This is a genomic window from Pseudoflavonifractor sp. AF19-9AC (assembly GCF_003478995.1).
In the GTDB taxonomy this organism is placed as follows: Bacteria; Bacillota; Clostridia; order Oscillospirales; family Oscillospiraceae; genus Lawsonibacter.
This window is the reverse complement of record NZ_QUGI01000011.1, coordinates 21,599-46,560: the sequence shown is the minus strand read 5'-3', so window position 1 is coordinate 46,560 and position 24,962 is coordinate 21,599. Positions and strand designations below refer to the sequence as shown.

The 24,962-nt window shown below is 56.8% G+C and carries 25 protein-coding genes and 3 pseudogenes; 27 read left to right on the top strand and 1 reads right to left on the bottom strand.

From position 1 onward, the window contains the following. Nucleotides 1–112 precede the first annotated feature (112 nt). From DWX58_RS14780 to DWX58_RS14720, 13 genes and pseudogenes are all read left to right on the top strand, one after another. Nucleotides 113–586, top strand: a pseudogene (locus tag DWX58_RS14780) (transposase); the annotation flags it as partial. A gap of 223 nt (nucleotides 587–809) precedes the next feature. Next, nucleotides 810–2,543 (top strand): ParB/RepB/Spo0J family partition protein, encoded by a 1,734-nt coding sequence (locus tag DWX58_RS14775; RefSeq protein ID WP_243093557.1) that lies wholly within the window; start codon nucleotides 810–812, stop codon nucleotides 2,541–2,543. Nucleotides 2,544–2,606: 63 nt separating this feature from the next. Next, nucleotides 2,607–5,876 (top strand): S-layer homology domain-containing protein, encoded by a 3,270-nt coding sequence (locus tag DWX58_RS14770; RefSeq protein WP_243093554.1) that lies wholly within the window; start codon nucleotides 2,607–2,609, stop codon nucleotides 5,874–5,876. Nucleotides 5,877–6,178: 302 nt separating this feature from the next. After that, the gene (locus DWX58_RS14765) at nucleotides 6,179–6,520 is read left to right on the top strand and encodes a hypothetical protein (RefSeq protein WP_118645252.1); all 342 of its coding nucleotides are present in this window, start codon (nucleotides 6,179–6,181) and stop codon (nucleotides 6,518–6,520) included. Next, nucleotides 6,520–7,233: an antirestriction protein ArdA gene (locus DWX58_RS14760; RefSeq protein ID WP_118645249.1), complete on the top strand. Its 714-nt coding sequence runs from the start codon at nucleotides 6,520–6,522 to the stop codon at nucleotides 7,231–7,233. The genes DWX58_RS14765 and DWX58_RS14760 overlap by 1 nt, the downstream gene beginning before the upstream one ends. 113 nt (nucleotides 7,234–7,346) lie before the next feature. Then, on the top strand, nucleotides 7,347–7,766 hold the full coding sequence (locus DWX58_RS14755) for a PcfB family protein (protein ID WP_243093561.1): 420 nt from the start codon (nucleotides 7,347–7,349) through the stop codon (nucleotides 7,764–7,766). Continuing rightward, nucleotides 7,753–9,582 carry a VirD4-like conjugal transfer protein, CD1115 family gene (locus DWX58_RS14750; protein ID WP_118645243.1) on the top strand — a complete coding sequence of 610 codons (1,830 nt, stop codon included), beginning with the start codon at nucleotides 7,753–7,755 and terminating at the stop codon, nucleotides 9,580–9,582. Before DWX58_RS14755 ends, DWX58_RS14750 begins: the two co-directional genes overlap by 14 nt. Before the next feature lie 107 nt (nucleotides 9,583–9,689). Continuing rightward, nucleotides 9,690–9,818 (top strand): annotated as a pseudogene (locus tag DWX58_RS14745) (Maff2 family protein); the annotation flags it as partial. Nucleotides 9,819–10,075: 257 nt separating this feature from the next. Further along, nucleotides 10,076–10,588 (top strand): RNA polymerase sigma factor, encoded by a 513-nt coding sequence (locus DWX58_RS14740; protein ID WP_003533443.1) that lies wholly within the window; start codon nucleotides 10,076–10,078, stop codon nucleotides 10,586–10,588. Beyond that, a complete protein-coding gene (locus tag DWX58_RS14735; protein WP_005921297.1) occupies nucleotides 10,581–11,285 on the top strand; it encodes a zf-HC2 domain-containing protein in 705 nt (234 codons plus the stop codon). Before DWX58_RS14740 ends, DWX58_RS14735 begins: the two co-directional genes overlap by 8 nt. A 116-nt stretch (nucleotides 11,286–11,401) precedes the next feature. Next, entirely contained in the window at nucleotides 11,402–11,902 is a 501-nt protein-coding gene (locus DWX58_RS14730) for a sigma factor-like helix-turn-helix DNA-binding protein (protein WP_004853592.1), read from the top strand. Continuing rightward, a complete protein-coding gene (locus DWX58_RS14725) occupies nucleotides 11,880–12,077 on the top strand; it encodes a helix-turn-helix domain-containing protein (RefSeq protein ID WP_005921293.1) in 198 nt (65 codons plus the stop codon). Before DWX58_RS14730 ends, DWX58_RS14725 begins: the two co-directional genes overlap by 23 nt. Before the next feature lie 42 nt (nucleotides 12,078–12,119). Next, entirely contained in the window at nucleotides 12,120–12,545 is a 426-nt protein-coding gene (locus DWX58_RS14720; RefSeq protein WP_005921288.1) for a hypothetical protein, read from the top strand. Here the strand turns inward: DWX58_RS14720 and DWX58_RS15460 are convergent. After that, nucleotides 12,490–13,002, bottom strand: coding sequence for a hypothetical protein (locus DWX58_RS15460; RefSeq protein WP_172679137.1), 513 nt, complete (start codon nucleotides 13,000–13,002; stop codon nucleotides 12,490–12,492). The genes DWX58_RS14720 and DWX58_RS15460 overlap by 56 nt on opposite strands. 73 nt (nucleotides 13,003–13,075) lie before the next feature. On the opposite strand from DWX58_RS15460, the gene DWX58_RS14710 reads away from it, so the two are divergent. From DWX58_RS14710 to DWX58_RS14640, 14 genes and pseudogenes are all read left to right on the top strand, one after another. Then, entirely contained in the window at nucleotides 13,076–13,474 is a 399-nt protein-coding gene (locus tag DWX58_RS14710; protein WP_117907923.1) for a plasmid mobilization relaxosome protein MobC, read from the top strand. Next, nucleotides 13,446–15,068, top strand: a complete 1,623-nt coding sequence (locus DWX58_RS14705) for a relaxase/mobilization nuclease domain-containing protein (RefSeq protein WP_055261120.1) — start codon at nucleotides 13,446–13,448, stop codon at nucleotides 15,066–15,068. The genes DWX58_RS14710 and DWX58_RS14705 overlap by 29 nt, the downstream gene beginning before the upstream one ends. A 184-nt stretch (nucleotides 15,069–15,252) precedes the next feature. Continuing rightward, nucleotides 15,253–15,465, top strand: a complete 213-nt coding sequence (locus DWX58_RS14695; protein ID WP_005927784.1) for a hypothetical protein — start codon at nucleotides 15,253–15,255, stop codon at nucleotides 15,463–15,465. Further along, a complete protein-coding gene (locus tag DWX58_RS14690) occupies nucleotides 15,455–16,204 on the top strand; it encodes a phage replisome organizer N-terminal domain-containing protein (protein WP_006555734.1) in 750 nt (249 codons plus the stop codon). Before DWX58_RS14695 ends, DWX58_RS14690 begins: the two co-directional genes overlap by 11 nt. After that, on the top strand, nucleotides 16,201–17,055 hold the full coding sequence (locus DWX58_RS14685) for an ATP-binding protein (protein WP_009255551.1): 855 nt from the start codon (nucleotides 16,201–16,203) through the stop codon (nucleotides 17,053–17,055). Before DWX58_RS14690 ends, DWX58_RS14685 begins: the two co-directional genes overlap by 4 nt. Continuing rightward, nucleotides 17,052–17,240, top strand: a complete 189-nt coding sequence (locus DWX58_RS14680) for a transposon-encoded TnpW family protein (RefSeq protein ID WP_002569233.1) — start codon at nucleotides 17,052–17,054, stop codon at nucleotides 17,238–17,240. Before DWX58_RS14685 ends, DWX58_RS14680 begins: the two co-directional genes overlap by 4 nt. A 111-nt stretch (nucleotides 17,241–17,351) precedes the next feature. Next, nucleotides 17,352–18,962: a recombinase family protein gene (locus DWX58_RS14675; RefSeq protein ID WP_055222985.1), complete on the top strand. Its 1,611-nt coding sequence runs from the start codon at nucleotides 17,352–17,354 to the stop codon at nucleotides 18,960–18,962. Nucleotides 18,963–19,052: 90 nt separating this feature from the next. Beyond that, nucleotides 19,053–19,142 (top strand): annotated as a pseudogene (locus tag DWX58_RS16015) (Maff2 family protein); the annotation flags it as partial. Between the two features lie 12 nt (nucleotides 19,143–19,154). After that, nucleotides 19,155–20,021 carry a VirB6/TrbL-like conjugal transfer protein, CD1112 family gene (locus DWX58_RS14665; RefSeq protein WP_118645237.1) on the top strand — a complete coding sequence of 289 codons (867 nt, stop codon included), beginning with the start codon at nucleotides 19,155–19,157 and terminating at the stop codon, nucleotides 20,019–20,021. A 22-nt stretch (nucleotides 20,022–20,043) separates the two neighbouring features. Next, complete coding sequence (locus DWX58_RS14660) at nucleotides 20,044–20,598, top strand: septation protein SpoVG family protein (protein ID WP_118645234.1); 555 nt, start codon at nucleotides 20,044–20,046, stop codon at nucleotides 20,596–20,598. Beyond that, complete coding sequence (locus tag DWX58_RS14655) at nucleotides 20,588–21,388, top strand: site-specific DNA-methyltransferase (protein ID WP_118645231.1); 801 nt, start codon at nucleotides 20,588–20,590, stop codon at nucleotides 21,386–21,388. Before DWX58_RS14660 ends, DWX58_RS14655 begins: the two co-directional genes overlap by 11 nt. Before the next feature lie 3 nt (nucleotides 21,389–21,391). After that, nucleotides 21,392–21,979 carry an MT-A70 family methyltransferase gene (locus tag DWX58_RS14650; RefSeq protein ID WP_118645228.1) on the top strand — a complete coding sequence of 196 codons (588 nt, stop codon included), beginning with the start codon at nucleotides 21,392–21,394 and terminating at the stop codon, nucleotides 21,977–21,979. Nucleotide 21,980: 1 nt separating this feature from the next. Beyond that, nucleotides 21,981–22,373: a PrgI family protein gene (locus tag DWX58_RS14645; RefSeq protein WP_118645270.1), complete on the top strand. Its 393-nt coding sequence runs from the start codon at nucleotides 21,981–21,983 to the stop codon at nucleotides 22,371–22,373. Between the two features lie 52 nt (nucleotides 22,374–22,425). Further along, nucleotides 22,426–24,693 (top strand): VirB4-like conjugal transfer ATPase, CD1110 family, encoded by a 2,268-nt coding sequence (locus tag DWX58_RS14640; protein WP_118645267.1) that lies wholly within the window; start codon nucleotides 22,426–22,428, stop codon nucleotides 24,691–24,693. Nucleotides 24,694–24,962 lie beyond the last annotated feature (269 nt).

Here is a 24,962-nt window from a genome sequence, read left to right as displayed (position 1 = left end):
GATAAGGTAGAATAAGTTTCGCAAATTGAAAAGTGGATAAAAAGAGACATGGTTTGCAGGTCTCTGGTAGAATGAAGTTGCGACACACCATTCTGAAAGGAGACAGCAAACCATGTCCGAGAAGATTGTACAGCTAAACGAGGAAGTTATCAAGGGGCAGCTCAAGGAGTTGGTGCGAGGCAGTGTAGAGGAAACCCTCAACGAGTTGCTGGAGGCCGAGGCGGAGAAGTTGACTCAGGCTGCTCGGTACGAGCGTAATGAGCAGCGGCAGGGCTACCGCAGCGGCCACTATAGCCGAAACCTCACCACCACTTCCGGGGATGTTACCTTGAAGGTGCCTAAGCTCAAGGGTATCTCTTTTGAAACTGCCATCATCGAGCGGTATCGCCGCCGGGAAAGCAGTGTAGAAGAGGCTCTCATTGAGATGTACCTGGCAGGCGTATCCGTTCGGCGTGTAGAGGATATTACCGAGGCTCTGTGGGGTAGCAAGGTGTCTCCCTCCACCATCAGTGAGCTGAACAAGAAGGCGTATGTCCACATTGAAGATTGGCGTAACCGTCCTTTGCAAGGTGGGCGGTATCCGTATGATTAAATCATAATAGGAACCCTGCAATATCAAGGCTTTGCGGGCCTAAGAAAATAAAAAAGACCTATCACATTACGCAGAACGCCGTCCGAGGAGACTTTCGGGCGGCGTTTCTGCGTGGCGGGAGAGGTCTGAGGAGGTGAAAATCAGAAAAAGTAGGTATAAAATTTTCGGGCAAAAATTTGTGCAACACTCCAAAAATCAAAAAACGAGGAGGAATTGAATGGCAGACGAAAAAGTGAATGGCGGCACGGAGGAGGTCAATGCCGCCGAGCCCGAGGTCATGGAACAGGCCGCCGTGGACACCTCGCCCGAGGCCGCTGCCCCGGAGCCGGAAGTGGTAGAACCGGCGGAGCCCGCTGCTGGTGATCCCGCTGTGGCTGAACCTGAGCCGGAGGCCCCCGACGGGGACGCCCCACCCCAGGTGGACGGCCCGGAGCCGGAACAGCCGGAAGTGGCGGATGCCGCCGTTGACGAGCCCGCTGTGGCTGAACCTGTGCTGGAGGCCCCCGGTGGGGACACTCCGCCCCAAGTTGACATCTCGGAGCCGGAGCAGCCGGAACCGGCGGAGCCCGCTGCTGGTGATTCCGCTATGGTTGAACCTGAGCCGGAGCCCCCTGCCCCCGGCGAGGAGGGCGAGGTAGTAGTGTCCTTTGAGCAAATCAGCGAACTCATCTCCAAGCGCAACCAGGAGGCGCGGGCGGCCATCGAGCAGGAGAAGGCCGCCACTCCACAGCCAGAAGGTATGGACAAGAGCCCGGAGGAACCGGCCCAGGAGGAGCCTGCCCCCAAGCGCCAGAACCGTCCCCCCAAGGAGAAAAGACCGGAGCATGAGGAAAAGGCGGACAAGCCCCGCCGTGGTGGCCGTAAGCCCAAGGAGGCCACTCAGGATAAGGATGATCCATCGGGCAAGGTTCGGGACAAAGTGTCCCGAGGCAAGCGCGGCAAGGCTGCCCCTGAGCGGGACACTCCCGGGGGCGGCGCTGCCGCCGGTGCTCCTGCTGTTGAGGTGGATACCCCTACCGCAGATGTAGAGGCCGCCTTTGGGCTGAAGGACGCTACCCGCGCTACCAAGGAGGAGGTTGTTTACCTTGACCTCTCTGAGCTTCACGCCTTTAAGGATCACCCTTTCAAGGTGCGGGAGGATACGGAGATGCAATCCCTGGTGGAGAGCGTCAAGACCGGCGGCGTGAACCAGCCCGCCCTTGTCCGTCCCCGTGAGGGTGGCGGCTATGAGATCATCGCGGGCCACCGCCGCCAGAAGGCCAGTGAGCTGGCCGGTTTTCGGAATATGCCCTGCATTGTCCGTGAAATGACGGATGACGAGGCCATTCTCGCCATGACAGACGATAACCTGCGGCACCGGGATCATATCCTCCCCACGGAGAAAGCCAAAGCACTCCAACAGCAGGTGGATGCCATTTCCCACCGGGGGGTTAAACTCCAAAATGTTGCCAAGGGCGATATTGGAAAGCGGTCAACGGAAATTGTGGGAGCACGAAACGGCCTGAATTATAAAAAGGTCATACGGCTGATCCGCTTGAACTACTTGGTACAGGAACTGAAAGATATGGTGGACGGCACTGCGATGAACGCGGACGGCAAGCCTGCAAAGAAAATCGGCTTTACCCCCGCTGTGGAGCTATCCTATATCCGGCCCAAAAACCAGCGGCTCATCGCGGTGTCCATTGAGGGGGAGCAGGCGTCCCCCTCTGTATCTCAGGCCAAAAAGCTCCGTGAGCTGGATGAAAAGGGCCTGCTCAACGGAGATGTCATTGATGGGATTTTAAGTGAGGAAAAGAAGGAGGTCGATCAAGTGATTATCAGCACAGAGGAACTCAATAAGTATTTCGGCAAGGAAGTCACACCCCGGCAGATGAAGGATCAGATCATGGCCCTGCTGGACGAGTGGAAGGAAAAGCAACCGCCCGAGAAGAAGGCGGGACTGGAGAAGTAAGCCTTTGGGACACTTTGTCCCAAGGGCTTTTTTCATTTCTACATTATATTAGGAGGTGCGATTTTGAACATTTATCATCATACCCCCCGGCGGCTCATGGCGCTGCTGCTGGCCCTGGTGCTGTGCATCGGCATGGTGCCCAGCGCCTTTGCCGCTCAGGAGGACAACTATCACGATCCGGCAGAGAATTGGATGGAGGCGCTCAACCGTACCAACGAACTGGACGCCAATTCGGTGGTGACGATTGAAACATTTAACTGCTGCGAGTGCGGGCAGGCCACTTCGTTTGAAGTGTTCCGCGTGCCGGAGTACACCCGCAACAGGGAAACAGCCCTGACCCGCAACGTCAAGTATTCAGACGGCACTTGCCTGGACGGGGAGAGCAAGGGCGACCTGCTGGACGGCACCCCCGGCAAGGATGCCTACTACACCGGCTACCACTGGACGAAAGCGGTGTGCCAGACTTGCGGCACGTTCAATACCAACATGGGGGCCACCAATTACTCCTGTGGTAAAAATGTGTATTGGCTCTATGACTGCGCAGCGGATTTCTTTGAGGAACTGCCGGAAACGCAGGCCATCGAGCAGGTGGACAGCGAGTATCACCACGTCACCACTACCAGCGGGGAGTATTGCGCGTTCTGCTATGGCACGTTCAAGGAGGAAAATTCCACCTTGGAGCGCCACCACATGGAGGGCAGTATCCGCCCGGAGCTGGCCCATGACCGCTTTGTGGAAATGGACACCTGCGCCGATTGCGGCTATTCCGAAACCGCCTACACCGCCGCAAAGAGCGTCGTGGCGGACTACTTCGGCGTGGTGGACGGCCAGCCCCACACCGTCACCGTGTCAGACCTCTCCGACGCGGGCGTTACCACCGCCATCCGCTACGGCAACGAGGCGGGCTCCTGCACCCTGACTTCGGCCCCCAACTACACGGAGGCGGGGGATTATCCCGTGTATTATGAAATCACCTACACCTTTAAGGACACCAATATGGTGGAGGACGGCGTGGCCTTTGTACATCTCCGTGACGAAACCACCACCGAGGACGGCTCCTGCTCCTGCGGCTGTGGCAATCCCGACTGCGGCTGCCAAGACCCGGATTGTGACGGCTGCTGTTGCGAGGACAAGGGTTGCGGCGAGAACCACAACTGGACGTTGCTGGATAGCGTAGACCCCACCTGCCTGACCCTGGGCTATGACCGCTATCTCTGTGTGGAGTGCGGCATGATTGAAAAGCGGGACTATGAGGCGGCCTTGGGCCACGCCTACCAGAGTTCCGTCATCCGGGAGGCCACCTGCGAGGTGCCCGGCAAGACCCTGGACATCTGCCAGCGGTGCGGCGATACCAAGGAGACCTCCATCCCCCAGGGGGAGCATGAGTTCTCTATTTCCACCATCTCCGCAACCTGCACCAGCCCCGGCTACACCCTGCGGGAGTGCGCGGTCTGCGGGGAGCGCCATATCGAGGACATCACCCCGGCCCTGGCCCACAACTATGTGAGCAAGACCACCCCGGCCACCTGTGAGGGCGGCGGCAAGACCATCCATCTCTGTGAGGGCTGCGGCTCCAGCTTTATCACGGACTACACCGACCCCCTGGGCCATAGCTGGGACGAGGGCAAGGAAATCACCGATGCCACCTGCACCGGCGAGGGTATGACCGAGTACACTTGTGTCCGCTGCGGGGCCACCCGTCTGGAGGGCGATGCGGCGGCGGGCCATGTGCCCGGCGCTCCCGCTACCTGCACCGAGCCCCAGCTTTGCGAGAAGTGCGGGGCCGTGATTGCCAACGCCCTGGGCCACGACTACCAGGAGGAAGTGATCGCGCCCACCTGCGAGGGCATGGGCCATACCACCTACACCTGCTCCCGCTGCGGGGACAGCTATGAGGGGGACTATACCGACCCCACCGGCCACACCCCCAGCGACTGGATCGTGGACAAGGAGCCCACCACAGATTCCGAAGGTTCCCGGCATAAGGAGTGCGAGGTCTGCGGGGAAACGCTGGAAACTGAGGAAATCGAGAAAATCTACAATCAATCCACCACGGACGAACACGGCGAGGCCATTGTGGGCGGCTATCTGGTGACGGTCAGCGACACCGATACCAAAAATCCCGTGGCCGGGGCCACCGTCACGCTCCACGCGGATGAGTCCCTGTCCATCCGGCTGCCCTCTGGCCGCCTGCTGGACTACGCCGACCAGACCACCATCCGCGTCCAGCTCGTCAAGGACGAGTCCCCGGTGGTAGGTATGGGCATCGCCGTCACTGACCGCAACGGCAATTCCAGCAGCGGCAAGACGGATTCCGCCGGGCAGCTCACTGTCCCCGGCGGCTCGGATTCCACCAATGAGGACGGCAAGGGCACCGTGGGCTGGGAGGACGCCGACGGCAACCGCCACACCCTCACCGTGAAGGTGGAGGACTATGAGACAAAACGTCCCATACCTGACGCCGGTATCTCCATCGGCTCCACGGGCAATATCACTGTCACCCTGCCGGACGGCGAGGACATGGACGAGGCCAACCGTATCACCGTCACCGTTACCGACCATGAGCGCCAGCCCCAGGAGGGTCTTTCCGTCATCGTGAAGGGCGACCTGGGCCAGCGGGAAAGCGGCGAAACCGATGAGGCGGGCCAGCTCACCGTGCCCGAGGTGGCGGAGCTGGAGACCCACGGGGCCTATGTGGTGGGCTATACCGACGGCACCTTTGGGCCGGGCCGGAGTATGCGCCGCAGCGAGGCGGCCACCATCTTTGCCCGCCTGCTTTCCCAGCGCCTGGGCGAACCCATCTCCGCCCCCACGACGGCCACTTTCCCGGACGTGTCCCCCGACGCATGGTACGCCGGGTATGTGTCCTACCTGACCCGCTACGGCATCGCCGTGGGCTACACCGACGGCCTGTTCCACGGGGACGAGCCCATTTCCCGCGCCGAGTTCACCGCGATGGCGGTTCGGTTCTTCGACGCCTACGGGGACGGCGACCAGGAGATCATGGAGGACTACCAGGACTTTTGGGATGTGTCCCCCGGCCATTGGGCGGCTGGGTACATCGAGGACGCCGCCCGGCACGGCTGGGTGGTAGGCTATGGGGACGGCACGTTCCAGCCGGAGGATGAAATCTCCCGCGCTGAAGTCGTTACCATCGTCAACCGCCTGCTGGGGCGCGAGGCCGACCAGGACTATATCGCCAGCGGCCCCCGTGGGCTGGTGCGGTTCCCGGACGTGTCCAGCGGCCATTGGGCCTACTATGACATTCTGGAGGCGTCCAACCACCACGAGGCGGACGTGTCCGGCGATCCCGAGGTCTGGCAGGAGAAATAAGCAGCCCTGAGACACTTTGTCCCAAGGGCTTTTGTGCGCGTCTATCCCGGAGCTCTGGCGGTATATATCCCCCGTCGCCGCCGTTATCCCGGCACAGGCGGGAGTGGGCGGTCAAGGGGGCGGAACGCCCCGCCGCTCTGCGGCGGCTTGCCCTTGACGGCCCGCCCCGGCTGTGCTATCTCACGCGGCGCGGCGGGGGTATATCCTCCAGAGCCACACCCCGCCCATGAATGGGCGGGGATGGGGGTGGGCTGAACGATTCACAGGAACATCTACATTATAGAATACGGAGGTTTTGCAACATGAAAAGACCCCTTGCTTATATCACCGCCCCCTGGAAGGGCGACATTGCGGAAAACGCGGAGCAGGCGGCGCAGTATTGCCGGGCCGTCTATGAGGCGGGCTATGCCCCCATCTGCCCGGCGCTGTTCCTGCCCCTGTTCCTCAACGATCCGGTGCCCCAGGAGCACAAGGACGGCATCGACATTGGCCGCGACCTGCTCCGGCGCTCCCGCGTGCTGGTGGTCTGCGGCCATATCGTCACCGAGGAAATGAAAAACGATATTGCCATCGCCCAGCGGCTTGGCATCACCGCCACCACCCTGGAGGGCATTTTGACGGTGAAGGGCCAGGGGAAACGCTGATGGACGTACTTTTCGAGGCGTATGTCACCAACCTGGGCAAGTACAATGAGGGCGAGCTGGTGGGCGAATATCTGAAATTCCCCACCACCACTGAGGAGGTGCAGGCTCTTTTTAAGCGTATTGGTGTGGACGGGGTGCGGTATGAGGAATTTTTCCTCACCGACTTCGAGAGCGATATAGACGATCTGACCGATTACATGGGCGAGTATGAGAACATCGACGAACTCAACCATCTGGCCTGCCTGATCTCCGAGCTGGATGAGGGCGACCTGGAGAAATTCAAGGCGGTTCTATTCAGCGGAGAGTTTTCCGGCGGCGTCAAAGATTTAATCAATCTGACGCAAAACCTGGATTGCTACGAATTATACCCAGGCATTGACAGCGAGGAGGAGCTGGGGCGTATGTATCTCCAGGAATTTGAGGCGATCCAGATACCGGAGCATCTGGTGGACTACATTGACTATGAGGCATACGGGCGGGACGCCCGGATCAATGAGGGCGGTTCTTTCTGCCCCGGCGGCTATGTAATCAACAATAACGGTTCATTCGTGGAGCATTACTCCGGTCTGGACGACATCCCGGACGAACATCGCGTGTTTTCTCTGCCCAAGCTCTCGATCCGCGAACAGATGGCGGCCTATCAGGAGGTGAGCGACAAGGCCGCTGCCCAGCGCGGCAAGCCCGCCCCGGAGCCGGGGCGGGAGGAGCGGTAGCCCTATGGGACACTTTGTCCCAAGGGGCTTTTGTCATATCTGGAGGAGGTGATTGACTGGTAGACGAGGAAGTGTCCCGGCGCACCATAGCGGTCTATTTCAAGGCGGGCAAGCTGACGACCCGGACGCTGGCCCTGGCGCTGCGGGCGGCTGGGCGGCAGATTCGCAAGGCGCACCAAGCCCACCAAACACCCCACGGCAGGCAGACGGTGCGGAAACTGATGGCCCACGGCGCAAACACGAACAGCGCCCCCGTGGAGGCCCCGGCCCTCTTTGACCGGGTGGCCCGCAAAATGAATGTGGACTACGCTTTCTACAAGACCAAAGAGGGAAAATACCTGTTGTTCTTCAAATCCGGTCAGGCGGACGCTATTTCCGCCTGTTTCTCGGAGTATTCCCATCTGGTGCTGCGCCGTGGGAAATCCCACAAGACGCCCATCCTGGAGCAGCTCAAAAATGCCCAGGAGCAGGTGCGGCAGCAGCCCCACCGTGAGCAGGAACGGGTGAAGGAGGCGGCGCGTGAAGATCGGTAACGTCAAGAAAATCCTTTTACCCAACCTGCCCTATCTGTTCATCCTGTGGGCCTTTCTGAAACTCGGCACCGCCTACCGGCTGGCCCCCGGCGCGGACTTCGCCCATAAACTCATCGGCCTGGGCCAGACCATCGGCCCGGCCTTTGCCGACTTCGCCCCTGGGCTCCACCCCTTTGACTGGCTGGTGGGGATCGCCGGGGCTGCGGCGCTCCGGCTGGTGGTCTACGCCAAGGCAAAGAAGGCGAAAAAATATCGCCGGGATGAAGAGTACGGCAGCGCCCGGTGGGGCACGGCGGAGGATATAAAGCCTTTCACCGACCCCAAGTTCGAGAACAACGTCATTCTCACCGGGACGGAGCTGCTTACCATGAACACCCGGCCCAAAAACCCCGCCAACGCCCGCAACCTCAACGCCTGTGTGGTGGGCTCGTCCGGCTCCGGCAAGACCCGGTTCTGGCTGACCCCCCAACTGCTCCAGGCTCATTCGTCCTATGTGGTGGTAGACCCCAAGGGCGGCACCTTGTCCCAGGTAGGGCGCTTTCTCCAGCGGAAGGGGTACAAAATCAAGGTATTCAATTCCATCGACTTCTCCAAGTCCATGCACTATAACCCCCTGGCCTACGTCCGCAACGAGGCGGACATCTTGAAGTTCGTCAACACCCTCATTTCCAACACCAAGGGCGAGGGCAAGGAGAGCGATCCATTCTGGACGAAATCCGAGACCCTGCTCTACTGCGCCCTCATCGCCTATATCATCTTCGAGGGCCCGCCGGAGGACAGAAACATGAATACTTTGGTGGACATGATCTCCGGCATGGAGGTGAAGGAGAACGACGAGGACTACATGAACGCTGTGGACTATATGTTCAAGGGCCTGGAAAAGCGCAAGCCGGATTGCTTTGCCGTCAAGCAGTATAAGAAGTACAAGCTGGCCAGCGGCAAGACGGCCAAGAGCATTTTGATAAGCTGCGGGGCCCGCCTTGCCCCCTTTGACATCCCCCAGCTCCGGGAGATCATGGCCTATGACGAGCTGGAGCTGGACAAGCTGGGAGATCGGAAAACGGCTGCTTTCTTCCTCATCAGCGACACGGACAGCACCTACAATTTTCTTGTGGCGCTGGCGTTCTCGCAGATGTTCAACCTGTTGTGTGAGCGGGCAGACAACAAGTATGGGGGCCGCCTGCCCCACCATGTTCGGGTGCTGTGGGACGAGGCGGCCAACACGGGACAGGTGCCCAACCTGGAAAAGCTGGTGGCCGTCATCCGTTCCCGGGAGGTGAGCCTGACCCTCTTTTACCAGCAGCTTGCTCAGTGTAAGGCCATCTACGACAAACACGCGGAAACCATCTTAGGCAATATGGATTCCGTGGTATTCCTGGGGGGCCGGGAGAGCTCCACCATCAAGGAAATCTCGGAAAACTGGCTGGGTAAGGCTACCATCTATATGCAGACGGACGGGCGCTCCAAGGGCCAGTCCGAGAGCTACAACCTCAATACCCAGCGGCTGGGCCGGGAGCTGATGACCCCCAGCGAGCTTGCCACCATGCCCGGTGACAAGTGCATCCTGCAGCTCCGGGGCCTGCCGCCGTTTTATTCCCCCAAGTACGATCTGAAACGCCACCCCAACTACAAGTTTACGGCGGAGGCGGACAAAAAGCGCAACGCCTTTGACCTGGACAAGCTGATCCGCCGCAGGCGGCGGCCCGGTCTGGACGAGGTGTGCGAGGTGTTCCAGGTGGACGAGCCGATCCCTCTCACGGAAGAGGACGAGGACATCCTCAACTATGACGATGTGGACGACCCGGACGCCTTTTAAGATAGATTCCCCCATCAATTCCTTTGGGACAAAGTGTCCCATACCACCCGCCGCCGGAAACGGCGGTTTATTTTATGGCCGGGCAATCCCCGGAGAATGGAGGTTTTATGCAGTTTTTCAGTTCCGCAATCACTACTTTGCAGACTCTTGTTGTGGCCCTGGGCGCTGGCCTTGGCGTGTGGGGCGTCGTGAACCTGCTGGAAGGTTATGGTTCCGACAATCCCGGCTCCAATGCTCATGTACGGTAGAGAAGCACAAAGCAAAACAAAGACAGCCAGTCCTGCCACTATTCCGAAGTCAGGGGAACGCAATAGAAAAATTCATAGCTGTATGCTATACTTAATTAGCATTTGAACATATCAAGCTGACACAGCAATCTCTTTGCTTGCCGTTAATGCGCGTCTACCAATAGTCCGCAGAAAGCAAGAGTAGCGTAAAGGTATAAAAATTTCAAACTTCTTTGTAACGAAATTCCGATTTCTCCGTCTAACCTATGAAGCTGAAGGAGGTGATGACAAGTATGGACTATGAAAAGCTCTATAAAGCCTACTATTTACAGGTATACTCGTATACTATTTCTCTTGCCAAAAATCGTGAGATAGCAGAGGAAATCACGCAGAACACATTCTATAAGGCTGTTTCTACAACATCACAATTCAAAGGTAAGTCAGATGAATTGACATGGCTCTGCTCCATAGCAAAAAACCTTTACCATGATGAAATGCGAAGCCGTCAGCGAGTAGCTGATGTGAGTGAAATCAATGACTTGCCATCAAATGAAAATGTTGAGAACTCAGTTGCAGATTCTGACATGGCGTTCCGCATACACCTCGTTCTTCACCGTTTGGAAGAACCATACAAAGAAGTCTTTCAGCTTCGCGTATTCGGGGAACTATCTTTTTCACAAATCGCTGCAATTTTTGGAAAAACAGAATCATGGGCGAGAGTTACTTATCATCGTGCAAAGCTAAAAATTCAAGAAAGGATGGATGAAAAGCATGAGTAAACAATGCGATATTGTTCGAGATATTCTTCCGCTGTATGTTGACGGTGCTTGCAGCGAAGCAAGCGCAGAGATGGTAAAAGAGCATTTGAACGCCTGTGCTGACTGTAACGCAATTTATCAGAAATTGCTTTCTCACACGAGCGAAGATGTTCTTCACGAAGAAAGCGAAAGCGTTATTATGCGCCATGAGGCAAAAGAAAAGCAGAGAGGCAGAAAAAAGATAACGATTGCTGTTCTCGTTTCCATCGCTCTTTGTATCATTGCAATTTTTACAGCTCTCTTTCTGTTACCTATAAACATTGCTTATGAGCCTGTCAAAATCGACTTCCCATTTGAGGTTGAAGATGTCGAAAACGTTGAAATGTACCACTATGACGGAGTGCCTGAATCAGCAGAAAAGAAAGTAGTTGTTGCTGAAAATGATATAAAGACCCTGTATGATAAGTTCAAGGGCTTATCCCTAAAAGACAAAACGACTGAGGAAACTGCCGGAGCAGATGTGACCAGCTTTAGATTTAACCTCTCAGATGGAACAAGCTACGATTTGATTTACGCCTGCTATGGGGTTAAAAACGGCGAATTGAAGTCAGCAGCAGGCGGTTTTAAGTATTTCACAAGTGCGGATATCGGCTCTTATTGGAACAATTTGAATACGGAACTTGAGGCAATTCCTATCAATGAGAGTGAATTGCCGTGAGCAGATAGCAAACCCAGCCGAGCCTGTCAACGGTCAAGATGAACGGCGCAAATGCGCCGCCGTTGACAGCCCCGCCCGTCTTTGCTGTTCGGTAATCAAGAGGGCGACAGCACAAGATGCTGCCGCCCTCTGCCATTATTCAGAAAGGGGGATTTTCCATGACCGAACACGAAAAGTATCAAGAACATATCCGGCATACACACGATGCCTTTTGCAAGACTGTTATTCGCCACGCTGCCATAGACGCAGCCCGGAGCATACGGAGCCGCCGCAAGCGGGAAATCTCGCTTGAATATCTGATAGAAGAAAAACACTATCCATTCAGTACCACAGATAAATACTTTGCGGAGCAATCCGGCATGACCAGCTATCCGCTTTTCGTCTGTGGTCAGATGGTGCTTTTGGAAAGTCCAGAGCTTGCCGCAGCCCTGTCCGCACTATCACAGATGGAACAGGAAATCATTTTCTTGTACTACTTCCAACGATTGACGCATAGGGAGATTGGACGGAGATATGGACGGGCTGGCAACACAACCGGGCGGCGTATTCAGATGATTTTACGGCGGCTACGGGCAGAGTTGGAGGGTTTGTCCTATGAGCCAGCTACTTCCCTATGAGACAATCGTTAAGGCAAGCGAGGGCGACCCGGAAGCTGTTGCCGCCGTCCTATCCCATTATGCGGGATATGTCCGCTCTTGTGCGAAAATGGACGGACAGATTAACACGGATATGCAGGAGCATATCGTCAGGCAACTGATAGAAAGCCTGTTGAAGTTCCGCTTTGACCGCTAAACAGAAAAGTTGTATAATTAGAGCCTGACAAATTAAACTTCAATGAGGGTAGAGCAAATGGAACAGATTATCAATTATAGAGACATACCCACAGATAAAAGGATTGACATATTAAATGCTCTTGAGCGAATAGGTTTTTTTCCGGCATACGGCGGCGTGAGAACAATGCAGCAAATTATGGAAAAGTCAGTTCCAGGTTCAGGCCCACAATTCTATTTCGTTTTCCGTGAAAATGAGTTGATAGGGTACAATTTTCTCATTGGGGACACTAAGAAATATAAAGCGTTCCCATGGCTTGCTATTAGCAATATGGATGAGCAGAAGTTGACTGTTTGTGAAGAACTGATGAAAATACAAATTGCCTTTTTTGAAGAACTCGGAATGCAAAAGATAGCAGATCATTGCGTTAGGATTATGGAAGATTACAGAAAAGGAATTGGAAAGCGGAAAGAAAGCGATTGCAGATAAATTCCATTTGAAAAACGGCTGACAATTTAATACCGCCGCCCATCACAGCGGAAGATAAGCAGTAAATCTTGAAAAGGTTTACTGCTTTTTTTGCGCCCATTTTCAAAAATCTTTGGCAAACCACACCGCCGGATTGTTGTAGGGAGCAGACAGGGAAAATAAAAAAATTTTCGCTGCGTTTGCCAAAACGCCCCCTTTTCACCGTTGTAGTGGTGAACAGCGGGCAGAACACGCCGCCGCAATCGCTATATTGGTGGAGCAAGCCAGTATATCCGCAAACCAGAGCCGCCGAGGAAAGCGGTAGTTTTTTAGAGCAAGATTCTACCGCAGTACCAAAATTCGCTTTTCGCTCATTTTGCCCCTGCGGGAATCTTGTTGGGGAGTGCCTTCCCCAAACCCTGCTTATGCGGCTTGCGCCGCTTAAAAATCCTTCAAAATATTTTTTCGGATTTTTCAAAAACAGTTCCGCTTCACACCCCGTTTTTCTCCTATTAGTGAGAGGACACCACGCACAGAAAGGAGGTTTTACCATGCGAAAACGATACAACACACCGCACCGCAGCCGGGTAGTCAAAACACGCATGACCGAGGAAGAATACGCCGAGTTTGCCCAACGGCTTTCTGCTTACAACATGAGCCAAGCCGAGTTTATCCGGCAAGCCATAACCGGGGCAGCCATACGCCCCATCATAACCGTTTCTCCTGTCAATGACGAGCTGCTTGCCGCTGTCGGGAAACTGACCGCCGAATACGGCAGGATCGGCGGCAACTTAAACCAGATAGCCCGGACGCTGAACGAGTGGCACAGCCCCTACCCGCAGCTTGCCGGGGAGGTACGGGCGGTGGTTTCCGACCTTGCTGCCCTAAAGTTTGAAGTCTTGCAGAAAGTAGGTGACGCTGTTGGCAACATTCAAACATATCAGCTCTAAAAATGCGGACTATGGCGCAGCGGAAGCCTACCTCACATTTGAGCATGACGAGTTTACCATGAAGCCCACCCTTGATGAAAACGGGCGGCTGATACCGAGGGAGGATTACCGCATTTCTTCCCTTAACTGCGGGGGCGAGGATTTCGCTGTTGCCTGTATGCGGGCTAATCTCCGCTATGAGAAAAACCAAAAACGGGAAGATGTGAAAAGCCACCACTATATCATCAGCTTTGACCCACGGGACGGGACAGACAACGGCTTGACCACAGACCGGGCGCAGGAACTGGGGGAACAGTTCTGCAAGGCACATTTCCCCGGACACCAAGCCCTAATCTGCACCCACCCGGACGGGCATAACCACAGCGGGAATATCCATGTGCATATCGTCATCAACTCCCTGCGGATTTATGAAGTCCCGCTTCTGCCCTACATGGACAGACCAGCCGACACAAGGGAGGGCTGCAAGCACCGCTGCACCAATGCCGCTATGGAATATTTCAAGAGTGAAGTCATGGAGATGTGCCACCGGGAGGGGCTTTACCAAATCGACCTCTTGAACGGCAGCAAGGAACGGATAACGGAACGGGAATACTGGGCGGCAAAGAAAGGGCAGCTTGCCCTTGATAAAGAGAATGCCGCCAGAGAAGCCGCCGGACAGCCGACCAAGCCTACCAAGTTTGAAACGGACAAGGCGAAGCTGCGCCGGACGATACGGCAGGCACTTTCCCAAGCCGCCAGCTTTGACGAGTTTTCTTCCCTTTTGCTGCGGGAGGGTGTGACCGTTAAGGAGAGCCGGGGGCGGCTTTCCTACCTCACGCCGGACAGGACAAAGCCTATCACAGCCCGGAAGCTGGGGGACGATTTTGACAAGGCTGCTGTCCTTGCCCTGCTCACGCAGAACGCCCACAGAGCCGCCGAAAAGCCCAAAGCCATACCGGAATACCCACATACCCAAAAGGGACGCTTGCAGGAGGAAAAAGCCGCAAAAACCACCCCGGCAGACAACACCTTGCAACGCATGGTTGACCGGGAAGCTAAGCGAGCCGAGGGCAAGGGCGTGGGCTATGACCGCTGGGCGGCAAAGTACAATCTAAAGCAAATGGCGGCTACCGTTACCGCCTATCAGCAGTACGGCTTTTCTTCCCCGGAGGAACTGGACGAAGCCTGTTCTGCCGCCTATACCGCCATGCGGGAAAGCCTTACAGAGCTGAAGCAGGTGGAAAAGACGCTGGACGGGAAAAAGGAGCTGCAACGGCAGGTGCTTGCCTATTCCAAGACCCGCCCTGTCCGGGACGGGCTGAAACAGCAGAAAAACGCCAAAGCAAAAGCAGCCTACCGACAGAAGCACGAAAGCGACTTTATCATAGCAGACGCAGCCGCCCGTTATTTTAGGGAGAACGGCATTTCCAAGCTGCCAAGCTATAAAGCCCTGCAAGCAGAGATTGAAGCCCTTATCAAAGAGAAAAACAGCGGCTACAACGATTACCGGGCAAAACGGGAGGAATACCGCCGCTTACAGACTGTCAAGGGCAATATCGACCAGATTTTACGCCGGGAACGCAAGCCTGTGAAAAGGCAGGAACAGGAACGATAAAAACCGCCCCAAAATGTACCCGAACCTATACAGAACAAGGGGGCTGCCCCGTACCCTATCCGCAATACCAAAGGGTTTTTTAACGGGCTTACAGGGCAGAAAAACCCCGAAAATGATACCGAGATGATACAGAATTACCGCCGATACCGCCACACCAGCGGAAACGGCAGAAAGGAGCGCACCCATGCCAAGAATGAGCAAGAAACGGCGGCTGGAATGGTCTTTTTTCCTGCGGCAAGTGAAAGTTGGGAATACCACCTGCGACCGTATCACATACAACGACCTCTGCCGGGGCTGTACCCATAGCTGCAAGCAGAGCTTCCGGGCGGTTATCATACTCTGCCCCCGCTACTACTCCAAACGCCGGAAAAAGGAGGACAGGGACAATGGCAGATAACCGCAAGTATTACTACCTCAAGCTGAAAGAGAACTTTTTTGACAGCGACTCCATTGTGCTGCTGGAAGATATGAAAGACGGGATTTTATACTCCAATATCCTCTTGAAGCTGTACTTAAAATCGCTGAAAAACGGCGGGAAATTGCAGCTTGACGAGCATATCCCCTACACAGCGCAGATGATAGCGACACTGACCCGCCACCAGATAGGGACGGTTGAGAGGGCTTTAGAGATTTTCCGGCAGTTGGGGCTTGTGGAGCAGCTTGACAGCGGGGCTTTTTATATGACCGATATTGAGCTGATGATAGGACAGTCCTCTACCGAAGCCGAGAGGAAACGGGCTGCAAGGCTGGAAAACAAGGCACTTTTACCGCCCCGGACAAAAGGCGGACATTTGTCCGACATTCGTCCACCAGAGATAGAGATAGAGTTAGAGAAAGAGATAGAGATAGAAAAAGAGAGAGAGGGAGAAACGGGACACCCCGCCCCCGCTGCTTATGGCAGATACAACAATGTGATACTGACCGATACAGAGCTTTCCGGGCTGAAAACAGAGCTGCCCGACAAGTGGGAGTATTACCTTGACCGGCTTTCCTGCCATATCGCTTCCACCGGGAAGCAGTACCACAGCCATGCAGCCACCATTTACAAGTGGGCGCAGGAGGACGCTGCCAAAGGCAAGGCTGCCCCGAAACAGGGCATACCCGATTATTCATGCAAGGAGGGCGAGAGCTTATGAAAAACGAGATTGAAGCTATGATTACGGACATTACAACCACTACCACCGAAGCGGAGGATTACACAGGCGAGGACGGGCTTTTATACTGCGGTAAGTGCCATACGCCCAAAGAAGCCTATTTTGCAGAGGGAAAGACTTGTTTCGGGCGTGACCGCCACCCAACAGACTGCGACTGCCAGCGGGCAGCCCGTGAAAAGCAGCAAGCCGCCGAAAGCCGACAGAAGCACCTTGAAAAAGTAGAGGACTTGAAACGCCGGGGCTTTACTGACCCTGCTATGCGGAACTGGACATTTGAGCATGACAACGGCAGAAACCCACAGACCGAAACCGCCCGCTTTTATGTGGAGAGCTGGGAAACCATGCAGGCTGAAAATATCGGCTACCTGTTTTGGGGAGGCGTGGGGACGGGAAAAAGCTACCTTGCCGCCTGTATCGCCAACGCCCTTATGGAGCAGGAAGTCCCGGTGTGCATGACAAACTTTGCAACGATACTGGGTGACCTTGCCGCCAGCTTTGAGGGCAGGAACGAATATATTTCCCGCCTTTGCAGCTACCCCCTGCTGATACTTGATGATTTTGGTATGGAGCGAGGGACAGAATACGGGCTGGAACAGGTTTACAGCGTGATTGACAGCCGTTACCGAAGCGGCAAGCCGCTGATCGCCACGACCAACCTCACGCTGGAGGAATTGCAGCACCCGCAGGACACGCCCCACGCCCGTATCTATGACAGGCTGACTTCCATGTGCGCCCCCGTCCGCTTCACGGGCAGCAACTTCCGAAAGGAAACCGCACAGGAAAAGCTGGAACGCTTAAAGCAACTGATGAAGCAGCGAAAGGAGAGCCTATGACAGAAACCAAACAGACAAGCACCACCAAAACAGACCGCCGCCCGGACTGTGTAACGGAAATCCGCATGGGCAACTCCGTCCTTACCGTTTCCGGCTTCTTCAAGCAGGGCGCAACCGACACCGCAGCCGACAAGATGATGAAAGTGCTGGAAGCGGAAGCTGCTACACAAAAAACGGCGATTTGACCGACCATAAAGAAGCAGATTTGACGCTTTTGCCGCTATACAGACAGCCGCCCCATGTGGTACAATCAAGGTACGGAATAGTGGGGCTGGCTGTCGGAAACGGAGGATTTTATGTTAAGACAGACCAACCAACAACCAATTACCGCCCTTTACCCAAGACTATCCCATGAGGACGAGCTGCAAGGCGAAAGCAATTCCATTTCCAATCAGAAGCGTATCCTTGAAACCTATGCAAAGCAGAACGGCTTTTCCAATCTGCGCTGGTACACGGACGACGGTTATTCTGGTGCGAACTTTCAAAGACCCGGTTTTCAAGCCATGCTTGCGGACATTGAAGCCGGAAAAGTCGGGACAGTTATCGTAAAGGATATGTCGAGGTTAGGGCGAAACTACCTGCAAGTGGGAATGTACACGGAAATGATTTTCCCACAGAAAGGTGTCCGCTTCATCGCTATCAATGACGGAGTGGACAGCGCACAGGGCGACAATGATTTTGCCCCGCTGCGGAATATCTTTAACGAATGGCTGGTGAGAGATACGAGCAAGAAAATCAAAGCAGTGAAACGCTCAAAAGGCATGAGTGGCAAGCCTATCACAAGCAAGCCTGTGTATGGCTACCTCATGGACGAGGACGAAAATTTCATCATTGACGAGGAAGCTGCACCCGTAGTCAAGCAGATATACAATTTCTGCCTTGCCGGGAATGGTCCGACCAAGATAGCCCGTATGCTCACAGAGCAGCAAATCCCCACGCCGGGGACGCTGGAATACCGCAGGACGGGCAGCACCCGCCGCTACCACCCCGGCTATGAGTGCAAGTGGGCAACCAATACCGTTGTGCATATCCTTGAAAACCGGGAATACACGGGCTGCCTGGTAAACTTCAAGACGGAAAAACTCTCTTATAAAGTCAAGCACAGCGTAGAAAACCCGGAGGAAAAGCAAGCGATATTCGAGAACCACCACGAGCCTATCATAGACACCCAAACATGGGAACGGGTGCAGGAGCTTCGCAAGCAGCGCAAACGCCCCAACCGCTATGATGAAGTGGGCTTGTTCTCCGGCATACTGTTCTGTGCAGACTGCGGCAGTGTGATGTATCAGCAGCGATACCAGACGGACAAGCGCAAGCAGGACTGTTATATCTGCGGCAACTACAAGAAACGCACCCATGACTGTACAGCGCACTTTATCCGCACCGACCTCTTGACCGCTGGTGTACTATCCAATCTGCGGAAAGTGACCAGCTATGCGGCAAAGCATGAAGCCCGGTTTATAAAGCTCTTGATTGAGCAGAACGAGGACGGGGGCAAGCGCAGGAACGCCGCCAAGAAAAAGGAACTGGAAGCCGCCGAGAAACGCATAGCCGAGTTATCCGCTATCTTCAAGCGGCTGTATGAGGACAGCGTGACCGGGCGCATATCAGACGAGCGTTTCACAGAGCTGTCGGCAGACTATGAAGCAGAGCAACGGGAACTGAAAGAAAAAGCCGCCGCTATCCAAGCGGAGCTTTCCAAAGCACAGGAAGCCACCGTGAACGCAGAAAAGTTTATGAATGTTGTTCGGCGGCATACCAGCTTTGAAGAACTTACCCCTACTCTGCTGCGGGAGTTTGTAGAGAAAATCGTTGTACATGAGTGCAGCTATGACGAGAACAAGACCCGCAGACAGGACATTGAGATTTATTATTCTTTTGTTGGCAAGGTGGACTTGCCCGAATAACCGCCCGACCTATCCGACACAAGAGCTAAGTGCCGGATAGGAACGGCAAAATTTTTTACACTTCTATTACTTCTTTATCGCACATCAGTAAAAAGTCAGGGAATTAAGCAGCTCATGGCCGGCGGCGGCATCATCCTGCTGGGCACCACCCTGATCCCTGTTCTGAGCACCCTGTTTTAAGGCTCGCCGCCTATGGATTTTCTCACCGACTGGCTCACAGGCTGGCTGAAAGACCTGCTCATTGACGGCATCATGGGAAATCTGAGCGGGCTGTTTGACAACGTGAACAGCTCAGTCGGGGACGTAGCGGCACAGGTGGGAACCACCCCGGCGGCGTGGAACGCCGGGGTGTTCTCCCTGATCCGGCAGCTCTCCGAGACGGTGATCCTGCCGATAGCGGGCATGGTGCTGACCTTTGTCGCCACCTATGAGCTCATTCAGATGCTTTTGGAAAAGAACAATATGCACGAGGTTGACGTGGCGAACATCTACAAGTGGATGTTCAAGACGGCCATCGCCATCCTGATTCTTTCCAACACTTTTAATATTGTCATGGCGGTGTTCGACGTGTCGCAGAGCGTGATTGCCAGCGCGTCCGGGCTCGTTCAGGGCTCCACGGATATTACGGCGGATATGCTGGCCGACCTGGAGGCCACGCTGGAGGGCATGGGCATCGGCTCCCTGCTGGGGCTGTTCATGCAGTCCATCTTGATCCAGGTGTGTATGTTTGCGTTGAACATCGTCATTTTCGTCATTGTGTATGGCCGTATGCTGGAAATCTACGTCATGTCCAGTCTGGCCCCCATCCCTATGGCGACCCTCGCCAACCGGGAGCTGGGCGGCATGGGGCAGAACTACATCAAGTCCCTGTTCGCCATCGGATTCCAGGGGCTGCTCATCCTGGTATGCGTGGCGATCTACGCGGTGCTCGTCCAGGGCATCGCCACCAGCGGCGACCCCATCGGCTCCATTTGGGGTGCTATGGGCTACACGGTGCTTTTGTGTTTCATGCTGTTCAAAACGGGCAGTATCGCCCGGAGTATCTTCGGGGCCCATTAAACTTTTGAAGGAGGATTGATTTATGCCAAAAAACCAGGCGGCCCCCATTACCCAGGACGCCGCCATCCAGGAAATGAACCGTTTGCTGTTCGAGGCCCCCATCGCGGAGCTGGCGGAGAGCCAGGGCATCAGCATTGACGAGGCGGTAAAGCTCCGGGTGGAAAAATCCATCGAGGCCGCCCCGCTGCCTATCGAGGTAATGGTACGGCCCATCGAGCCTATGGGCTCCCTGCGGGGCTATGCCAGTGTCAATATCGGCGGCATCGTGGTGGACGATTTTAAGGTGGTGGATGGCAAGAATGGTATGTTCTTGAGTCCCCCCAGCAAGGAGTCCAACCGGACGCGCAGCGGCTACCGGGCCACCACACGGGTGACGAGCCAGGCGCTGCAGGAGCGGCTGGACGCCCTGACCGTGGACGCCTACAACGCGGCGGTGGAGCAGCTTGTGGCCCGTGCCGAGGCCCTGCGCCCCGCCCCCATCCGGGAGCAGATGGCGCGGGCCGGGCAGGAGGCGGACAAGGCCAACGCCAGCCGTCCCGCCCCGGAGAAGGGCAAGGAGGCCAGGGATGACAGATAGGGCCCCTTTGGGACAAAGTGTCCCAGGCGGCCCGGCGGCCCCGGTGGAGTCCGGCATCTATCTCATGGACGGCATCGCGGGCCTGCGCTCCCTGCCCCAGCACTCGGTTGACCTGCTGCTTACCGACCCGCCCTACGGCACCACCCGCAACTTTTGGGATGTGCCCCTGCCGCTCCCCGAGCTGTGGGAGGCGGTGAAATGGGCGGTCAAGCCGGACGGGGCCATCCTGTTTTTCGCCCAGTGCCCCTATGACAAAATCCTGGGGGCGTCCAACCTAAAAATGCTCCGCTACGAGTGGGTGTGGTACAAGAGCCGGTGTACCGGCTTTCTCAACGCCCGGCGGGCCCCGCTGAAAAAGACGGAGAATATTTTGGTGTTCTACCAAAAGCTCCCGCTGTATCAACCGCAGTTCGAGCAGGGCAAGCCCTATGAGCGCATCTGCAAGAAGGGCTCTCTCAGCTCCAACTACGGAAAATATATCCCCAGCGGGAACGGCTCCCCGGACGGGCGGCGGTTCCCTGGGAATGTGCTGGCCTTTGCGTCTGTCCAGCACACCATCCACCCCACGCAAAAGCCGGTGGAGCTGTGCGAGTATTTTATCCGTACCTACACCCGGCCCGGCGAGCTGGTGGCGGACATCTGCGCGGGCTCCGGCACCACGGCGGTGGCCGCCGTCAACACAGGCCGCCGCTACATCTGTTTTGAAACGGCCCCGGCCATCTTCGGCACCGCCGTCCAGCGCGTGGAACAGGCGCGGGAGGCGGTGGCGCGGGGCGGGAAAGGAGTGTGAACTATCAGACAATATCCTGTGATTTACGCCGATCCCCCGTGGCGCTACGCCCAAAAGGGCTTGCAGGGGGCGGCGGAGCAGCACTATCCCACCATGAGCATTGACGAGCTGTGCGCGCTCCCGGTGGCGGAACTGGCCGCCCCAGACAGCGCGCTTTTTTTGTGGGCCACGTTCCCCCAGCTCCCGGAGGCCCTGCGGCTCATCCGGGCCTGGGGCTTTGTCTACAAGACTGTGGCCTTTGTCTGGCTGAAACAAAACCGCAAGGCCGGGGGCTGGTTCTACGGCCTGGGCTTTTGGACGCGGGGCAACGCGGAGGTGTGCCTGCTGGCAACGCGGGGACACCCGAAACGGCAGGCGGCCAACGTCCACCAGTTCATCATCTCCCCCATCCGGGAGCACAGCCGGAAACCGGACGAGGCCCGGGAGAAGATCGTGGCCCTCATGGGGGACGTGCCCCGTGTGGAGCTGTTCGCCCGGCAATCTCCCCCCGGCTGGGACGTGTGGGGCAACGAGGTGGAGCCCTCGGCGAGCCTATGGGACACTTTGTCCCAAGGGGGCCCGGCTGCGGCAATTTCTAAGGACGGTGATTGAAATTCCCTATGTAAACGTGCCAAACGACCTTTCTAAAATCAAGACCAAAATCGCGTTCAATCTCACCAAGCGCCAACTCATCTGTTTCGGCTGCGGGGCTGCGGTGGGCATCCCGGCCTACCTGCTGGCCCGGAACGTCATCGGCAACACCGGCGGCCTGTTCCTCATGCTGGGTGTCATGCTCCCGGCGTTTCTTTTGGCGATGTATGAGCGGGACGGCCTGCCGCTGGAGAAGGTGGCCCGGAATATCATCCGGGCCAAGTTCCTGCGCTCCGGGCCCAGGCCCTACAAAACCGAAAATCTCTACGCCCCCTTTACCCTGCGGGGCTCGATGGAAAAGGAGGATGCGATTGCAAAAAGCAAACACGCAAAGAAAAAAGCCCGCAAGGGCTGACCGCCGGGGCCGGAGGGCTGTGTCCGCCCAGCAGACCATCCCCTATGTGGCGATGTACCCGGACGGGGTGTGCCAGCTCCCCGGCGGCCTGTTCACTAAAACCGTGGAATATGAGGACATCAATTACTCGGTGGCGTCCTCGGAGGATCAATCCGCCATCTTCAACGGGTGGAGCGCCTTTCTCAACTACTTTGACAGCGCCCTGCCGTTCCAGCTCTCCTTTGTCAACCGCCGGGCCCACAGCGCCAGCCGGTACAAGGTGAATATCCCGGCCCAGCAGGATGCCTATGACAGCATCCGGGGGGAGTTCGTGTCCATGCTCAAACGGCAGATCGCCAAGAGCAACAACGGCATTGACCGGGCCAAATACATCACCTTCGGCGTTCCCGCCGGTTCGCTGGGCGAGGCCCGGCCCCGGCTGGAGCGGGTGGAGGCCGACGTGGTGGGAAACCTGCACCGGCTGGGGGTGCAGTCCCAGCCCCTGGACGGACGGGAGCGGCTGGCGGTGCTCCACGGCCAGACCCATCCCGGCAGCCGGGAGCCGTTCCGGTTCTCCTGGGGGGACATTCCCCGCACCGGCCTTGGCACCAAGGACGCCATCGCCCCCAGCGAGGGCTTTGACTTCTCCCAGCCCCGCCTGTTCCGGGTGGGCCGCTATTGGGGCGCGGCGTCCTATTTGCAGATTCTGGCCTCCGAGCTCTCGGACAAGCTGCTGCGGGAGATCCTGGAGCTGGACGCGGAGCTGACCGTCACCATGCACATTCAGACGGTAGATCAGCTCAAGGCCATTAAGACCATCAAGGGCAAGGTCAGCGACATCGACAAAATGAAGGTGGAGGAGCAGAAAAAGGCAATTCGGGCCGGGTATGACCCGGACATCCTGCCCCCTGACCTCATCACGTTCTCCAAGGACGCCGCCGATCTGCTGGCCGACCTGCAGTCCCGCAACGAGCGGATGTTCCTGCTGACGTTCACCATCATCAATCTGGCCCCCACCCGCCAGCGGCTGGAAAACGACGTGTTCACGGTAAACGGCATCGCGCAGAAGTACAACTGCGCCATCAAGCGGCTGGATTGGCAGCAGGAGCAGGGCTTTGTGTCCTCCCTGGTGCTGGGCTATAACGAGGTGGAAATCCAGCGGGGCATGACCACCAGCTCCACCGCCATCTTTGTGCCCTTTATGACCCGGGAGCTGCGCATGGGCGGGCAGGCCCTCTACTACGGTATGAACGCCCTCTCCCACAACATCATCATGGCTGACCGCAAGAAACTGAAATCGGCCAACGGGCTCTACCTGGGCTCCACCGGCTCCGGCAAGAGCTTTTCCGCCAAGCGGGAGATTATCAACGTGTTCCTGGCGACCCAAGACCGCATCATCATTGTAGACCCAATGGGGGAATATGCCCCGCTGGTGCGGCGGCTGGGCGGGCAGGTCATTGAGATCGCCCCGGACAGCCCCCACCACATCAACCCTATGGACATCCAGCTTGACCTGGGCGGGGACGAGAGCCCCCTGTCCATGAAAGCCGACTTCCTGCTCTCCCTGTGCGAGCTGGTGGTGGGCGGCAAGGACGGCTTGCAGCCCATCGAGAAAACCGTCATTGACCGCTGTGTGCGGCAGGTCTACCGGGAGCTGGCCCTGGGGCTCGGGGACGGCAAGCCCCCGCTGCTCCAAGACCTGTATGAAGAGCTGCTCCGGCAGCCGGAGCCGGAGGCCCAGCGGGTGGCGACGGCTCTGGAGCTCTACTGCACCGGCTCCCTCAACCTCTTTAACCACCCCACCAACGTGGATTTGACCTCTCGTGTGGTGTGTATCGTGCTCAAGGGGCTGGGGGAAAACCTGCGGAAGATCGCCATGCACATTACCAACGACTTTGTGACCTCGGCGGTGAATACCAACTTCCACAACGGGATTGCGACGTGGTGCTACTTCGATGAATTTCATATCCTGCTCCGGGACGCGCTCACCGCCAGCTACTTTGTGGCCGTGTGGAAGATGCTCCGTAAAAAGGGCTGTGTCCCCTCGGCTCTGACGCAGAACGTGAAAGACCTGCTTGCCAGCCGGGAGATCGAGGCCATTCTGGACAACACCGACTTCATGGTGCTATTGGCCCAGGCCCAAAGCGACCGGGCGATCCTGGCAAAGCAGCTCGGCATCTCGGAGCACCAGCTTTCCTACATCACCCACTCCAACCCCGGCGAGGGGCTGCTGTTCTACGGCAGCACGACGATCCCCTTTGTGGATCGGTTCCCCAAGGGCGAGATTTACAACCTGCTCACCACCCGCCCGGAGGATTTGAAAAATGAGCCGGGAACTTGACGGGGGCCGGGAGCCCAGGAAAGACCCGGCCTCTCGTTTAATCTCCGACCAGGAGCAGGCGGGCAAGCTCTCTGACCCCTTACGGTTTGGGCCGGAACGGGAGCCCAAGGTGGATACACCCAAGCAGCGCCGCCCGGATTGGAAAAAGGCGTCCGCCCGGAAGGTGCGGGAGGCCCCGGCCCCGGCGGAGCCGGAGCGCCGGGTGGAGGCTGCGCCCCAGGGGGACGGCCACCAGCCCGCGTCCGAGGTTGGGGCGGTGCCGGAAAACG

Coding starts and splice junctions, on each gene's coding strand:
- DWX58_RS14775 (WP_243093557.1), top strand. CDS start 810: ATGGCAGACGAAAAAGTGAATGGCGGCACGGAGGAGGTCAATGCCGCC.
- DWX58_RS14765 (WP_118645252.1), top strand. CDS start 6,179: ATGAAAAGACCCCTTGCTTATATCACCGCCCCCTGGAAGGGCGACATT.
- DWX58_RS14760 (WP_118645249.1), top strand. CDS start 6,520: ATGGACGTACTTTTCGAGGCGTATGTCACCAACCTGGGCAAGTACAAT.
- DWX58_RS14740 (WP_003533443.1), top strand. CDS start 10,076: ATGAAGCTGAAGGAGGTGATGACAAGTATGGACTATGAAAAGCTCTAT.
- DWX58_RS14735 (WP_005921297.1), top strand. CDS start 10,581: ATGAGTAAACAATGCGATATTGTTCGAGATATTCTTCCGCTGTATGTT.
- DWX58_RS14730 (WP_004853592.1), top strand. CDS start 11,402: ATGCTGCCGCCCTCTGCCATTATTCAGAAAGGGGGATTTTCCATGACC.
- DWX58_RS14725 (WP_005921293.1), top strand. CDS start 11,880: ATGAGCCAGCTACTTCCCTATGAGACAATCGTTAAGGCAAGCGAGGGC.
- DWX58_RS14720 (WP_005921288.1), top strand. CDS start 12,120: ATGAGGGTAGAGCAAATGGAACAGATTATCAATTATAGAGACATACCC.
- DWX58_RS14710 (WP_117907923.1), top strand. CDS start 13,076: ATGCGAAAACGATACAACACACCGCACCGCAGCCGGGTAGTCAAAACA.
- DWX58_RS14695 (WP_005927784.1), top strand. CDS start 15,253: ATGCCAAGAATGAGCAAGAAACGGCGGCTGGAATGGTCTTTTTTCCTG.
- DWX58_RS14690 (WP_006555734.1), top strand. CDS start 15,455: ATGGCAGATAACCGCAAGTATTACTACCTCAAGCTGAAAGAGAACTTT.
- DWX58_RS14685 (WP_009255551.1), top strand. CDS start 16,201: ATGAAAAACGAGATTGAAGCTATGATTACGGACATTACAACCACTACC.
- DWX58_RS14680 (WP_002569233.1), top strand. CDS start 17,052: ATGACAGAAACCAAACAGACAAGCACCACCAAAACAGACCGCCGCCCG.
- DWX58_RS14675 (WP_055222985.1), top strand. CDS start 17,352: ATGTTAAGACAGACCAACCAACAACCAATTACCGCCCTTTACCCAAGA.
- DWX58_RS14665 (WP_118645237.1), top strand. CDS start 19,155: ATGGATTTTCTCACCGACTGGCTCACAGGCTGGCTGAAAGACCTGCTC.
- DWX58_RS14660 (WP_118645234.1), top strand. CDS start 20,044: ATGCCAAAAAACCAGGCGGCCCCCATTACCCAGGACGCCGCCATCCAG.
- DWX58_RS14655 (WP_118645231.1), top strand. CDS start 20,588: ATGACAGATAGGGCCCCTTTGGGACAAAGTGTCCCAGGCGGCCCGGCG.
- DWX58_RS14640 (WP_118645267.1), top strand. CDS start 22,426: ATGTACCCGGACGGGGTGTGCCAGCTCCCCGGCGGCCTGTTCACTAAA.